We start from the raw sequence: 13864 nt of genomic DNA, 5'->3' as shown, positions 1-13864 counted from the left end.
GCACGATTCAGGGTTGTCGAGGTCACGGACACTCCCTTGGTAAGGGAGTGCCGAGATTGGCATTGAAGATTACAGCCGGCTCCAGTATGGAGCTTCGATATTGGCGATCCGCTGCCGTAGCTCAGGGGTAGAGCACTCCCTTGGTAAGGGAGAGGCCGAGAGTTCAAATCTCTCCGGCAGCACCAGTTTTCGCGATATGTGCTTGAGCAGACTTTTTACCCGCACACTTGGCGCTTTACGGCCTCTGCGAGGGCTCACACGCGTTTCCAGAACGTGGTGCATCAGCCTACGAGCGCCGCGCCATCACAGCGTACGCCATGCACTGTGATGTCTGCCTCACCCAGCGAAATACCGAGAGCGTCGAGAACGCCGCTGAGCAGTCTGTCGAGAGCGGGCGTTGCGGCAGATAGAAGGTTCGCGACAACGGTCCCCAAATTACCCGGCAAGCCTATTCCAAGGCCGAGAACTTCGACCCTTAGATCCAGATCGCGGAGTAACGAGTTTAAAAGCGTGGTCGTCGGTTCTCTCGTGGACGTGGACTTGGTTTCCTGAGCCTCAATCTCAGCCCAGTTAAAACTCAAGACCGTCTCTGACGTGTTGGTGATCGCAGCGTGCGCCTTGCCCGAGACCTTGGCGAGGGGTGTTTGTACGAGGTTTGCGTTCTCGACGGGCAGAGTTCTGCTGAAATTGTCCAGATTGTTGACGTCAACCTCGCCAAGCCAGAGTTCGGCAACCCCGGGCAGGGCGGCAATGTCTACGCGCGCGTCGCGAGCAACGTCGTTCCCGCACACGATATTGTCTAGTCTTCCTTCAGCATACGCGACCTCAGCATAAAGTGGCACGCGCACCGAAACGAGACCCTCAGCGCCAACCGTTGCAAGCAGTCTGATACGAGTTTGAGCTGTGCGGACAATTACGTCGCGCTCACCCACGGAGAGCCAGGGCGAGTCCTGCTGAGGTTCCCCGATCGCGACGTTGACCTGAACGTTCGTTAGCCCAGGAATTGTGGCGCCGAGATTGAGGGAAACCTGATTGGAGCCATTTGCGAGAGAAGCGGCCGTCGTCACCATTTGCATGACGTTAATCGAAGGGTCAAAGCCTGGTGCCGATGAGCCCGTACTCAGGTTGCCATAAGGGCCGAGATCAACCAACGCACCGAGGGAAACCATCGCGTCCGCGGCGTGAGTCGTGGCACCGATGGAACTAAGAACATGCGCGGCCGCACCTTGTCCGGAATCGGCACTTACGTTGGTTAGGGCTTCAAGCACAGCGCCAACGCTGGCGTCCATAGCGAGCACATCGTTATATGAGGCGCCATCGACATCGAGCTCTGTGGACAGAGCATTCATGAACTGGAACAGCTTTACGTTGGCGTCCACCAGTTGCTCATAGTCCATGACGGACAGGTTCACGCTCCCGCCGAGTAGGCCCTCCAATAGGGCATTCAGCAGCCCACCCTCGAGCCGTAACAGACGGGAACCGATGGAAAAGGCAGCCTGCGCGGTCGTAACCGCGATGGCCTGCGTCTCGATCGTCATGTTCCGTTGCCCCGTTAGAGCACCGGCCAAATAAAGTGGTGCGTTCTGCGTGAGCTGTACACGTACGGCGTTGAAAGGCTCCACATCTGCAACAAACCGCTCATCGGGGGCCTTTGAAGGATCGGCACTGTAATGTCCCGGCGTCACGACCAGGCGCTGTACGTTCCTGATGTTGTTCGCTTCAATCGTAGCTGTTGCGGCAGCGTCTGCCGAGGCAATGTTCTGTGCTGCAGCAATAGCAGCAAGATCCACAGCACCTTGAGCCGTACGACGTTCGAAATAGAGAGAGCCGAAATCCACAGCGAGAGCGGCACACCACAAGAATACAATCAGGAAGACAGCGCTGAGGATTGCAACAGAACCACTCTCCTGCTCCTTCACGTTCTTCAGCACGCCGAGGAGTCTCTGACCACAATGACGCAACTCAATACCCCCCGCGTCGAATGGTGGAAGTTCGACGGATTGTCGGAGATGGGACAGGCACGAGACGGTCTAGGCCAAAAATCGGAAGCTCCGAAGCGTCGTACTCAACCGTGACCTCGAACTGATCTGCATCCGCCTCCAGTGGCCCGGCCTCGACAGTGACCTTATCGGGAGAAATCAGAGGATAGCTGGTAGCGTTGGTCGTGATATGCGTTTGGGCGATCGACGCGCGTTCCGTGTCGCTCAAGCCGGCGACAGAAGCCCGTGCAGCATCAGCGGCAAGTTGTTGAACTGAGTGTGCCGTTCCAAAATAGAGTCCGTAGACAAGTATGCCCATGGCCAGAACAATCAAAACTGGGGCAACAAGAGCAAACTCGATGGCACTGGCACCGCTGTTGTTGCGCGTCAGTGATGTGAAACTTCGGGTTGCCTCGGATACAATTTTTGCGAACAAGTTGAACCACGCTGGACCAAGCGGTCCCCTAACAAAATCTATTAATGCTCAGTGTTGCACAAACTTCTAAATAAAATGCAACCGTAGGGATGCAATCTTGGCGATATACTCTGGCTTTAATGGTGGCATACCAGGTGCATATCACTGAGTGGAGCACAATGGGGCGAGGCACGACATGGCAGGAGATGAGACAAATCGGGCTAGTCGCAAAGACGGGCGCAATCAACGTCTGGAAGCCCAGCTTCGCGACAACCTGCGAAAGCGCAAAGAGCTGGCCCGGGCTAGAAAAGGCGCGGGTGCAAAGGCGGTTGATCCCTCTTTGGACACGCCCGAGGCTCGTCGGGAAGAAAGCTGAGGATCTGCCGGCGCGAGATGGCTTCCCACTTGCCGCGCCGTACTTTTAACGATTATTGAGACTATTCGCTTTGCGCCGGGAACAGGGGCCCGGCAAACAGCAACGCCATTACCACTATTCCGCGAAGTCAATGCGGGTCTCTACGGCACGCTCCACCATTATTGCGTGCAACACGCGATAGGACTCCACGACAGGGCAGGCAGATGGATCGTATTAAGATCGAAGGTGGCAACTCGCTGAACGGCGAGATTCCGATTTCCGGCGCCAAGAACGCGGCTCTGCCGCTGATGATTGCGAGTCTCCTGACGGCGGACCGCTTGACACTGAAGAACGTACCCAATCTCGCGGACGTCAATCTTCTTGCCCGTATTCTGCGCAATCACGGTGTTGATTTGGCGGTTGATGGAAAACGTGCCGGCCCGGCTATGCATTTGGGCGAAACGTTTCACCTGACCGCACGCGATATTGTCGATACGACGGCGCCCTACGAAATGGTCAGCCGTATGCGGGCCAGTTTTTGGGTTCTGGGGCCTCTGATCGCGCGCATGGGCGTGGCCCACGTCTCTTTGCCTGGCGGCTGCGCAATAGGCACGAGACCCGTCGATTTGCACTTGGAAGGCCTCAAGGCGCTGGGCGCGGACATCGACATCGACGGCGGCTACGTAATTGCTAAAGCGCCGAAGGGTTTGGTCGGTAACCGCGTTACCTTTTCTAAGGTCTCTGTCGGAGCGACACACAACGTCCTGCTGGCTGCCGCCCTCGCAAAGGGTGAGACGCTGATTGAGAATGCCGCCCGCGAGCCTGAGGTTGGCGATGTTGCCGAGTGTCTGACGAAAATGGGTGTCAAGATCGAGGGCATCGGCTCATCGACATTGCGCATCCAAGGGCGCGACAGTCTGGAAGGTGCCGTACACACTGTTCTACCCGACCGCATCGAGACTGGCACATTTGCGCTGGCCGTCGCGGCTTGCGGAGGCGATGTTCTGTTGAATGGCGCGAGGCGGAGCGATCTCAGTGCGGCATTCGACATTCTCCAGAAAACTGGGACCCATGTCACGGACACGAACGAAGGCGTGCGTGTGACGCGCAACGGCGGTGGAATAGAACCGGTGACGGTTGAAACGCAGCCGTTCCCGGGCTTTCCGACAGATCTTCAAGCGCAAATGATGGCCTTGATGACGCGCGCCAATGGCACCAGCGTTATACGGGAAACGATCTTTGAGAATCGCTTCATGCACGTTCAAGAGTTAGCCCGCCTCGGCGCTGATATCCGCCTGCATGGCGATACCGCAACTGTGGTTGGGGTATCTGGATTGAGAGGCGCGCCCGTGATGGCGACCGACCTTAGGGCCTCAGTGTCACTGGTGATCGCAGGCCTAATGGCCGAAGGCGAAACCGTTATAAACCGCGTCTACCATTTGGATCGCGGTTTCGAACGTCTGGAAGAAAAGCTGTCGCGCTGCGGCGCCAATATCGAACGGGTTTCCGCCGGCTGAGTACCCTTTAAGGTGCGCTCGCACCAGCAGCTTGGAGCTCATGTCGTTAACCCGTGGTGTCGAAAACGCACCCGCCGGGCGCGAACTCTTTGATAAGAGCTGGGGCGTTTTGTTGCACTTCGCTCGACTGCTCGCTATCACTCGCGATAGGCCGGAGTTATGCCGTTGCCGCCTCTTATGCTGGGTAGACCGTCAAAAATGGCAGACCTAAAACTGATTGCGCTCGATGATGAGGACTTGAGTATCCTGTCGGCTCATCTTCAAGATGCCGTCGTTCGCGTTGGAGACATCGTCTACGAAGCGTCGCAGCAGCGCTTTTTGTTATTGCTCAACCGCTTTGACTGGTCGGAGCCTGCGAACCAACCGCGAAAACTGCTTCGAACCTATAAGCGTTGCCGTACCGGTCTACGTCTGCAGCGTGTCTCCGGCGTTCGTAGCCTCAACATCGACCGCGCAAGCAAGGACGATGTCCTGTCATTGCTCGCCATAACGTTTGATGAAGGTGAGGCTCCTTCCGGCACGATCACGCTGCATTTTTCCGGCGACAAGGCGATCGAGTTAAGTGTCGAGTGCATCGAGGCGGAATTGCGTGATCTCGGAGCGGCCTGGGAAACAGATAAAAAACCGAGGCATCCAGGCGGCGTCGACAGTTCGACGCGATGAACCCATATGACGTAAGCCCGAGCCCCCAGAAAAAAGAATAATACAGATGGCAAAACGACTGAACGATGTTGACCCGGAATTCTCTTCCGCGTTCGACTCAATGTTGGCTGAAAAGCGCGAGGTCTCCGCTGACGTCGATGCCGTGGTTCGCGATATCATCGACCGGGTGCGTGTGGAGGGCGATGTTGCCCTCGTCGACTACTCGCGCCGCTTCGATGAGATCGACCTAACCGCTACCGGGCTGGAGATCACGTCAGCCGAGGTCGACCAAGCGGTCGAGACAGTGGAAACGCAGACGCCAGATGCGCTCGAGGCATTACGCATCGCGCATGACCGGATTGAAGCGCATCATCGTCGGCAACTCCCCGAAAGCCGGACATATAAGGATGCAGCGGGAGTCATCCTGGGTGACCGGTGGACTGCAGTTGATTCCGTAGGGCTCTACGTTCCCGGCGGGCTTGCCTCCTATCCAAGTTCGGTGCTGATGAGTGCAGTTCCGGCCAAGGTCGCCGGCGTTAAACGTATTGTGATGGTGGTGCCCGCGCCACGCGGAGCAATTAATCCGCTTGTGCTCGCGGCAGCGAGGATGGCAGGCGTGTCGGAAATCTACCGTGTCGGTGGAGCACAGGCTGTCGCCGCGTTAGCCTACGGAACCAAGACCATCGCACCCGTGGTCAAAATCGTCGGGCCAGGCAATGCTTATGTTGCGGCGGCCAAGCGCCAGGTGTTTGGCGTCGTCGGAATAGACTCTATCGCGGGCCCTTCCGAGGTGCTCGTCATTGCCGATGCGAACAACGATCCGGAGTGGATCGCGGCTGACTTGCTCGCTCAAGCCGAACACGATACGGCCGCTCAGTCCATATTGATGACAGATGACGCGGCTTTTGCTGACAAGGTGGAAGCCGCAGTTGCCCAGCAGCTCGCAACTCTGCCGCGTGGCAATATTGCCGGTGAGAGCTGGAACGTGTTCGGCGCTATCATTGTGTTGCGATCGCTGGACCAGGCCCCCGCGTTGGCTGATCGGATCGCGGCAGAACATCTTGAAATCGCCACGGCCAATGCCGACGAACTGGCGGACCGGATCAACAACGCAGGCGCGATATTCATTGGTGCGCACACGCCCGAGGTGATCGGAGACTATGTTGCGGGCTCCAATCACGTTCTACCGACGGCCCGCAGCGCGCGCTTTTCTTCAGGACTGGGTGTCTTTGATTTCATGAAACGTACCTCGATCCTGAAGCTCGATGCAGCAGCGTTGGAAGAGCTGGGGCCAACAGCAATGACGCTTGCGCGTTCCGAAGGTCTCGAAGGCCACAGACGGTCCGTGGAATTGAGATTGGGAGGCTCGCGTTGACGGGGTTGGCACATGTCTGAATTTCTCCCTTCGCCGCATTCGACCTCGCGTCTCTACGAGATCACGCTCGATGAAAAATCGATCGCGCGGAACAATTCAAATGTCGATCATGAGCGCGAAGTGGCCATCTTTGACATTCTTGAATGCAATGAATTCAAGCCGGTTGAAGTGGATAACGGTCCCTACAGACTGCACCTGTCGATCATTGATGACCGTCTGAATTTCAACATTGGCAACGAGGCGGAGCACAATCTGGTGGTGCACGTCCTCTCTCTCACGCCGTTCAAGCGCATCATCAAGGACTACTTCCTTGTGTGCGATAGCTACTACGCAGCGATCCGCAACGCGCCCCCTTCACGCATTCAGGCCATCGACCAGAGCCGCCGCAATCTGCATGATGAGGGCAGCCGCGTTCTTGCGGAGCGCCTTGAAGGAAAGGTCAAGGTAGACTTTGACACCGCACGCCGCCTGTTTACGCTAATTTGTGCGCTCCATTGGAAGGGCTGAGAGTGTGCCGGAACCGGTCGCCGAGCTGCCCGGATCGGTTTTGTTCGCGTGCAGCCTCAATGTTATCAGATCTCCCATAGCCGCAGGCATCCTTGAGCATCTCGCCGGCAATCGTCTGCGGATTTCGTCCGCGGGCGTGCGTGCGGGCCCGCCGGATAAATTCGCCGCCGAGGTCATGCAAGAGATCGGTATCGATATAACCAAGCACAAACCCCGCGCCATTGCGGACCTGGAAGACGCATCCTTCGATTTGATTATTTCGTTGTCGCCGGAGGCCCACCACCAAGCCCTCGAATTGACACGCACCATGGCCGTGGATGTCGAATACTGGCCGACCTTTGATGCAACGGCTTCAGCCGATTCACACGACCATGAAAAGACACTTGAGGCTTACCGACTGGTGAGAGATCAGCTGTTCCGTCGCATCAAGCAGCGCTTTCCTTTAAGCACTTTGCCTTCAGTCTAAGCTTTCGCCCTGATCGTTGACGTCTCTCTCGGTTCCTCTTCCATTGCACGCTTCCGCATGTCGGGAACTAGAAACCAAGTTTCTTGCAAGCCCACGCCCTTGATCTCAATTTCACCGTGGCTTTCGAAATGGAATTCGTCTTCGAGACGCGTTCGACATGTGGGGCAGATCAGTATTCTTCCGGGCCGGCTTTTGTTCTCAAGCCGCGCGGCGAGGTTCACCGCATCTCCCCAGATGTCGTATGAGAACTTCTTGGTACCGATCACGCCTGCTGTGACCGGCCCCGAGGCGAGACCAACTCGCATCTGGAGATCGTAGCCGGTTTCCGCTCGGACACGCGCGACCACATCCAGCATATCAAACCCCATACGAGCGAGCCGCTGGGAGTGATCACTGACCGGCGTCGGAACACCCGCCGCCACCATGTAAGCGTCGCCGATCGTTTTAATTTTTTCGACGCCATGCTTTTCGGCAAGCGCATCGAATTCAGAGACAATCCGATTGAGAAGAGAGACGATCTGCGAAGCACCGAGCTCACGGGATAATGCGACGAAGCCGGAAATGTCGGTGAAGAGGATGGAGGCCTCCGGAATGCTGTCGGCAATAGCCGTGCCCGGATTGGCCTTGAGACGCTCGACAACATCATCAGGCAGGATATTCCGTAAAAGAACGTCCGTTTCAGCCTTGGCAGCTTCAGCCAAGCTGAAGGCATAGTAGATGGCGGCCGCAATAAGAGCACCCGTTGTAACGGCGGCCTGAATGTAGATACCGTCCAGAATGTCAGACGGTGCATCAATCAGCGCGGCTTCGCGCGGAAAATTGAACCATGCGTAAAGGTGCAGGGCGACCGCAATGATGACTAGCGGCAAGATGAGGCGCCAACGTTTGACACCGAACACGACGAACGTCGCCGCCGCCGCAATGAAATATTGAAGATGCAGGCCTGATGTATGTCCAAGGTAGGCAGTGAACGCCAACAAGGCCACATACTCGGAGCCGATAATGAGGAAGGCCCCGGCAAGTTCGTTGAGACGGTGAGAAAATGGAACAAGGCAAGCAGTCAGCAACAGCGCCAAGTTCAGCCCAATGACCGGCCCATATTTTTCAAAATCAAGAAAACTGTGTTGGATCGCATATCCGGCCGTCGAGAACGCGATCAGGTAGGCGATGAGGTTCATAACGACGAGGCGGCGCTTAGTATCGGGCGGATAGCCCTGCGTCCCGGCCTCGACGATCCAACGCACCGAACTTCGGAGCCGGGCCAGTCGTTTTGCGCCGAACCCTTTGCGAAGAGCGGCGCCAGCCCATTTCAGAAAATTGCTCAACCGGTCCATCGTGCGCCCAGCCTGCAAAAAGCAAGGTCGTGCTCGGGCGGTTCTGCCGCACCTCCTGCCGATGCGCCTTCGACACGCTGCCCGATCGCGTCCGCAAGCTTCCTAGCCCAAGCCGGCGATGTTCTCTAGTTCATCGACGTTACAGAAGATCGAATTCTTGCCCCGCTTGATGGCACCGCTGGCTTCAAGCAGGGACAAAGCCGTGTTGACCTTCGGTCTGCTGGCGCCGATGAGCAACGCCAACTCGCTTTGTGACATCGTAAATGCAACTTCGACGTCGCTGTCCAGTGCGTCAGCCTCCTTGGCGTTGACGGCGGCGAGGAAGAAACGAGCCAGCCGCATCTCGATCGGACACAATGCAATGGCTTCCAACTGCTGATCCGCCTCGCGAATCCGCCGGCACAGGAAGCGCATCATGGCATCGCCTACGGCGGCTTCCTTCTCGATAACGCGCAGGAACGCGCTGCGAGACAGAGAGTACGCAGAGACCTTTGTGGCTGCGGTAGCATCAGCAGATCGGGGTCCTTCGTCGACCATAGCAATTTCGCCGAAAATAGCGCCGCGCTCGGCATGCGCGAAGGAAAGTTCGCGCCCCTCGGCGGTGAGCACGGACAACCGCACGCGTCCTTCCGAAACGAGGTAAGCATCGCGCCCTTCATCACCACGCGTGAAGATCAGCTGTCCCGAATCGAATGACACAGGGCGCATTTCCTGAGCGATAGCCTCTAACGCCGCCTCGCCGAGGTCCTCGAACAGATAGGTGCCGGAGATTAGCTCGGTTAAGCTTCCTTTTGCGCCCATGGCTCCTCCTTGGAGGCTCGATCTTTATGTGAACTGATTTTATCTGGTCCTGAAGCCCGGATGGCAACGAATTTGTATGCCACTTGCTTTTCGGTAAACCGCTTTGCATTCTCCGCCCGCCATAGTGGATGCTCAAAGCGGGCATTTAGGGGCTGTGCACGAACTCATCGGGAATATCAGATCATGTCGTCATCTATTAAGACGTCCCTGTTCACAGCCATCAGCCGTACCGACGGGCCTCGGCGCGATACGCTCCGCCGAGAGTTGGCGCGCGCGAACGCAGCTTCCAAGCTCGATGCCGGCCGGCCTAAGCTTGTTTTGGCGAGTGGCAGCCCACGGCGCATGACGTTGCTCGCACAAGTTGGGATAACGCCCGACGCATTACGCCCCGCGTCGATCGATGAAACCCCGAAAAAAGGTGAGATGCCGCGCGGCTTGGTGTTGCGCCTGGCACGCCACAAGGCGGAAACAGCTCGCGATCAGATCGCCAACGATACCGACATCGCCGATGCTTACATCCTTGCCGCCGACACGGTCGTTGCCGTCGGACGCCGCATCCTGATGAAGCCACAATTTATGGAAGAGGCTGTAGCGTCCCTGCAGCTACTCTCCGGCCGCACACATCGCGTTTTGACGGGCGTCTGCCTGTTGACGCCAGACGATCGCGTACGCACAAAGATTGTCGATACGCGGGTGCGCTTCAAACACATCTCGCGGGCGGAGATCGAGGCTTACATCGCCTCTCGTGAATGGCGCGGCAAGGCCGGTGGCTACGCCATTCAGGGGCTCGCTGGCTCATTCGTGCAAAAAATCATCGGCTCCTACACCAACGTAGTCGGGCTCCCGCTGACAGAGATTGTGGGCATGCTGACCAGTGAGGGCTTTCCGATTCATTATGCATGGTTGAAAGCCGCCGAAGGTCGCGATGAGATGTAACCCCGCGCGTGGACATGACCCGTGACAGGGCCGCGCGCAGGTATGTAAAAAGCACGTGTGACCTGTAAAACTCGAACCACCCTGATCAGAACCGAAGGAAAGTAATGTCGAGCCGCGTCAAAGGTCAGCGCAAATGCCCAATTTGTGGCTCTGCCACGGAAGAGCGCTGGCGTCCGTTTTGTTCGCGTCGTTGCGCCGATATTGATCTGGCGCGTTGGATGTCAGGCAGGTATGCGATTCCTGGTGGGGATGCCGATGCCGACGAGGACGGCGACAAGGTCCCACCGGCCCCCCTGCCGCGCGACGAAAACGCCGAGTGAAACCTGGCGGCTCTTTGCATGCGGTGTGGAAATCGAAGGGCTTTCTGCCGCAGCCAGGGCCGACAATGTCCGTAAAATGGGCTTTGGTGGGTGTCACATAGGTTTCGCACTTGACTCCATTCGCGCGGAACGAATACACGTGTCTCGTCAAGACGGCGCACTGGCCGCAAACGGCCATCAAGAGCGCGCTATCCTCTTGAAAGCCCAGGTAGCTCAGTTGGTAGAGCACGTGACTGAAAATCACGGTGTCGCTGGTTCGATTCCGGCCCTGGGCACCATCCCAAACATGTAATGATTCCCCCCAATTGTCTTGGTGCATGGCGGGGCGGGTGTTCCCGCGTTAATCCGGTGGACGACGGAGCCGGTCGAGGTAGCGTCCGAGGGGCAGCATCAATCCAACACTCTCTTTCCGAGTAGATGTCATTACCGCCGAGGTGGGGCGATTACGCCCTGTGCCTTACGTGTGGCCCAAGAGGCACATGCGTCTACCATCCGTTGTTCCGAGTTCGTCCCAACGCTTGCTTAAACTCTATATTTAATTTCTGTTAACGCTCGACGGTTTCCTCAAAGGAATGAAATGGGAATCCGGACGGGAGAGATACCCCAAAGCCGGAGCTGCCCCCGCAACTGTGAGCGGTTAGCTTTCCATCAAATGCCACTGGGATTTCTCCTGGGAAGGCGATGGAGCGTAAGTCCGCGAGCCAGGAGACCTGCCGTCAGTCGTGGTCACGCGCGAAGCTCATTGGGCGGGGTGTTCCAAGGGTGGCACATTTTTTCGGCATAGCCGGAAGTGTGCGGTCTAATTCGCGCTGACGTGCCACCTACGAATGCACGCAGGTATCAATGTTTCCGGGATCAGTATCGCTCCTCAAGCGAGCGGATAATTGCGGCTGGATAACGCCGCTCACCGTCACCTTCATTTCTCTCATCGCCAGCCACAATACTGCCTCCGCCCAAGAGGCGGTTTCACAGTCGGCCACGCTACCTCCTGTAACGGTTATTGCGCCTGCCAGCCAAACTCAGCAGCCCTCTCCATCGGTCAATGCGACGAGTTCCGCGAGCACAGCAGCTCCCACGCAAAGCTTTGACCAGATCAACGATTCTGGTCTCTCAAACACTGCACCTCCGCAAAATCGCAACGACCCAGGGACCTCGGGATTCGTCGCGACGATGAGCGGTGTCGGAACAAAGACGCCAGGATCGGTTCTCGACACGCCGCGCTCCATTTCAACGGTGAGTAAAGCGGAGATTGAAGAACGCAACGCACAGAGCGTGTTAGAGGCACTGCAATACACGTCCGGTGTGAATAGCTATTATTTCTCGGGAAATTTTCTTACCCGAGAACAAGCTCTCGTCCGGGGTTTCCTCGTCTACCAATACCTCGATGGCCTGAAGCAGCATGATAGCAATTGGGCTATTGAACCTTATGGTTTGGAACGCGTGAACCTCCTTAAAGGACCCGCGTCGATGCTCTACGGACAGGGGAGCCCCGGAGGCTTGCTGGACCTGACGAGCAAGCGGCCAACCGATGAGGCTTTCACGGAGGTCGTCCTACAGGCTGGGACTCACAGCAAGTTTCAAACCGGGGTCGACTTCGGTGGTCCGATCGGAAACGGCCGTGTGCTCACCTATCGTATGACCGCTCTCGGAAGGCTGGCCGATGGTGAGGTCGACTACACGGAAAACGATCGCCTCTACGTCGCTCCGGCGCTTACCTTTAGGCCGAACGCGGACACGAGCTTCACGCTGCTTTCAAGCTATCAGCACGATCCGAGTCTGACGGTGCAACAGGCGCTGCCACGCGAAGGCACAATCCTTCCTGGACCGAACGGCCAATATATCCCGCGGGAACTGTTCCTCGGTGAACCCGGATATCACGACACCAGCAAGACATCCTTCAAGATCGGATACGAGTTCAAACACCGCTTCGATAACGTTTGGTCGTTTGAGCAAAATGCAGCCTACCGGCACATCGACATCGCATTGTCCGAAGTTATGGGAATGGGCAGCCCGAGCGGCCCAACGTCAACACGTCGGCAGATGTTTGACGCTGATTACGTGATCAATACCTATCAGGTTGACAGCCGCCTGCATGGTAATTTCTCGACCGGTCCACTGGACCACAAATTGCTGGTTGGATTCGATTACGCGGCAATCCCGAACTATCAGGGGCAAGGCGTAAACCGGGCAAGTCTCTATTCGCTTGATCTATACAATCCGGTCTATGGTCAGCCTCTGCGATCCAATCCGATTACCTCGAAGCGTTATCAGGATCTCACGCAAGCGGGCCTGTATCTTCAAGACGCCATTTCCGTCGGTGGCCTGACAGTCACCGCAGGTATTCGCCATGACTGGGCTGAGCTCAATCAAGAAACCCTGGCGAGAGATCCCGTAACAGGCAACTTCGGGGCCCCGATCCACACTCCAAAAGAAGATAAGGCGTTTACGCATCAACTCGGTGCCATCTACCGCTTTGCGAACGGGTTTGCGCCATTTGTCAGCTATTCAGAATCGTTCTTTCCCCTCACGGGGTCCGATGCTGGGGGCAATCCGTTTGAACCGACAACGGGCGAACAAAGCGAGGTGGGGATCAAATTCATGCCACCCGGTGTGAACGCTCTCTTCACCGCGTCGGTGTTCGACATCACGCAACAGAACGTACGAACGCCGGACCTTGCGAATCCGGGGTTTGCGACGCAAACCGGCGAAGTCGCGGTGCGAGGGGCGGAACTCGAAGTCCGCGCATCCCTTGAGAGTGGTTGGAATTTTGCTGCCGCCTACACCTATCTGGACAGTGAAGTCACAAAGACAAACCAAAAAGGGGCAGGCGGTAAAAGCTTTACCTCCGTTCCAGCGCATCAGGCGTCACTATGGGGATCGTACACGTTCTTCGAAGGGGCATTCCGTGGCCTGACAATTGGAGGCGGTGTCCGATTTTTCGGAGAAGCGGCAGGCGATACTCTCAATACGTTCTATGTGCCCGCGTTTACGCTCTATGACGCTACGGTGCGTTACGATCTCGGAACGATTTCTCCAGAGTTCGAGAACTGGGAATTCGCTGTCAATGCCAAGAACCTGACAGACGAGCGCTACGTCACAAACTGCGATTCCACCTACTCTTGCTATTACGGGGTTGGCCGTACCGTCGACGCGTCACTTCGGATGCGTTTCTAGCTTCTTCGCGGGGCGAGCGTCCAAGGTTCGCCCTGCGAACGTA

At 57.0% G+C, this 13864-nt stretch carries 12 protein-coding genes, 2 tRNA genes and 1 riboswitch; of the genes, 10 read left to right on the top strand and 4 right to left on the bottom strand.

The window, feature by feature from the left end; all coding sequences use genetic code 11:
- Positions 1-110 precede the first annotated feature (110 nt).
- A tRNA-Thr gene (locus BLS30_RS01395) sits at positions 111-185 on the top strand.
- Between the two features lie 96 nt (positions 186-281).
- Here BLS30_RS01395 and BLS30_RS01390 read toward each other — a convergent pair.
- Entirely contained in the window at positions 282-1931 is a 1650-nt protein-coding gene (locus BLS30_RS01390; RefSeq protein ID WP_170832385.1) for a TadG family pilus assembly protein, read from the bottom strand.
- Positions 1932-1962: 31 nt separating this feature from the next.
- Positions 1963-2415 carry a TadE/TadG family type IV pilus assembly protein gene (locus tag BLS30_RS01385; protein ID WP_244465046.1) on the bottom strand — a complete coding sequence of 151 codons (453 nt, stop codon included), beginning with the start codon at positions 2413-2415 and terminating at the stop codon, positions 1963-1965.
- A gap of 558 nt (positions 2416-2973) precedes the next feature.
- Between BLS30_RS01385 and murA the strand changes: the two genes are divergently transcribed.
- The 5 genes from murA (at position 2974) to BLS30_RS01355 (ending at position 7256) form a co-directional block, all read left to right on the top strand.
- A complete protein-coding gene (gene murA / locus BLS30_RS01375) occupies positions 2974-4266 on the top strand; it encodes a UDP-N-acetylglucosamine 1-carboxyvinyltransferase (protein WP_090226080.1) in 1293 nt (430 codons plus the stop codon).
- Between the two features lie 198 nt (positions 4267-4464).
- Positions 4465-4929 carry a DUF2948 family protein gene (locus tag BLS30_RS01370; protein WP_046480190.1) on the top strand — a complete coding sequence of 155 codons (465 nt, stop codon included), beginning with the start codon at positions 4465-4467 and terminating at the stop codon, positions 4927-4929.
- A gap of 46 nt (positions 4930-4975) precedes the next feature.
- Positions 4976-6283 (top strand): histidinol dehydrogenase, encoded by a 1308-nt coding sequence (hisD, locus tag BLS30_RS01365; RefSeq protein ID WP_090226078.1) that lies wholly within the window; start codon positions 4976-4978, stop codon positions 6281-6283.
- 12 nt (positions 6284-6295) lie between these two features.
- Positions 6296-6790, top strand: coding sequence for a UPF0262 family protein (locus tag BLS30_RS01360; protein WP_046478066.1), 495 nt, complete (start codon positions 6296-6298; stop codon positions 6788-6790).
- Between the two features lie 4 nt (positions 6791-6794).
- Positions 6795-7256 carry an arsenate-mycothiol transferase ArsC gene (locus tag BLS30_RS01355; RefSeq protein ID WP_046478067.1) on the top strand — a complete coding sequence of 154 codons (462 nt, stop codon included), beginning with the start codon at positions 6795-6797 and terminating at the stop codon, positions 7254-7256.
- Here BLS30_RS01355 and BLS30_RS01350 read toward each other — a convergent pair.
- Together BLS30_RS01350 and BLS30_RS01345 are read right to left on the bottom strand one after the other, a co-directional pair.
- Positions 7253-8590: an adenylate/guanylate cyclase domain-containing protein gene (locus BLS30_RS01350; protein ID WP_082101086.1), complete on the bottom strand. Its 1338-nt coding sequence runs from the start codon at positions 8588-8590 to the stop codon at positions 7253-7255. The genes BLS30_RS01355 and BLS30_RS01350 overlap by 4 nt on opposite strands.
- 102 nt (positions 8591-8692) lie before the next feature.
- Positions 8693-9391, bottom strand: a complete 699-nt coding sequence (locus BLS30_RS01345) for a Crp/Fnr family transcriptional regulator (RefSeq protein WP_046478068.1) — start codon at positions 9389-9391, stop codon at positions 8693-8695.
- 183 nt (positions 9392-9574) lie between these two features.
- Between BLS30_RS01345 and BLS30_RS01340 the strand changes: the two genes are divergently transcribed.
- The 4 genes from BLS30_RS01340 to BLS30_RS01325 all read left to right on the top strand — a co-directional run bounded on the left by BLS30_RS01340 (position 9575) and on the right by BLS30_RS01325 (position 13821).
- Positions 9575-10327: a Maf-like protein gene (locus tag BLS30_RS01340; RefSeq protein WP_090226075.1), complete on the top strand. Its 753-nt coding sequence runs from the start codon at positions 9575-9577 to the stop codon at positions 10325-10327.
- A gap of 104 nt (positions 10328-10431) precedes the next feature.
- Entirely contained in the window at positions 10432-10647 is a 216-nt protein-coding gene (locus BLS30_RS01335; protein ID WP_046478069.1) for a DNA gyrase inhibitor YacG, read from the top strand.
- A gap of 202 nt (positions 10648-10849) precedes the next feature.
- A tRNA-Phe gene (locus tag BLS30_RS01330) sits at positions 10850-10925 on the top strand.
- Positions 10926-11186: 261 nt separating this feature from the next.
- Positions 11187-11379, top strand: a riboswitch (cobalamin riboswitch).
- A gap of 111 nt (positions 11380-11490) precedes the next feature.
- Complete coding sequence (locus tag BLS30_RS01325) at positions 11491-13821, top strand: TonB-dependent siderophore receptor (protein ID WP_090226072.1); 2331 nt, start codon at positions 11491-11493, stop codon at positions 13819-13821.
- The last annotated feature ends 43 nt before the right edge of the window (positions 13822-13864 follow it).

Origin of the sequence: Filomicrobium insigne (assembly GCF_900104305.1) — a bacterium.
In the GTDB taxonomy this organism is placed as follows: Bacteria; Pseudomonadota; Alphaproteobacteria; order Rhizobiales; family Hyphomicrobiaceae; genus Filomicrobium; species Filomicrobium insigne.
This window is presented reverse-complemented; position numbering and strand designations above follow the sequence as displayed.

Coding starts and splice junctions, on each gene's coding strand:
- murA (WP_090226080.1), top strand. CDS start 2,974: ATGGATCGTATTAAGATCGAAGGTGGCAACTCGCTGAACGGCGAGATT.
- BLS30_RS01370 (WP_046480190.1), top strand. CDS start 4,465: ATGGCAGACCTAAAACTGATTGCGCTCGATGATGAGGACTTGAGTATC.
- hisD (WP_090226078.1), top strand. CDS start 4,976: ATGGCAAAACGACTGAACGATGTTGACCCGGAATTCTCTTCCGCGTTC.
- BLS30_RS01360 (WP_046478066.1), top strand. CDS start 6,296: ATGTCTGAATTTCTCCCTTCGCCGCATTCGACCTCGCGTCTCTACGAG.
- BLS30_RS01350 (WP_082101086.1), bottom strand. CDS start 8,590: ATGGACCGGTTGAGCAATTTTCTGAAATGGGCTGGCGCCGCTCTTCGC.
- BLS30_RS01345 (WP_046478068.1), bottom strand. CDS start 9,391: ATGGGCGCAAAAGGAAGCTTAACCGAGCTAATCTCCGGCACCTATCTG.
- BLS30_RS01340 (WP_090226075.1), top strand. CDS start 9,575: ATGTCGTCATCTATTAAGACGTCCCTGTTCACAGCCATCAGCCGTACC.
- BLS30_RS01335 (WP_046478069.1), top strand. CDS start 10,432: ATGTCGAGCCGCGTCAAAGGTCAGCGCAAATGCCCAATTTGTGGCTCT.
- BLS30_RS01325 (WP_090226072.1), top strand. CDS start 11,491: ATGTTTCCGGGATCAGTATCGCTCCTCAAGCGAGCGGATAATTGCGGC.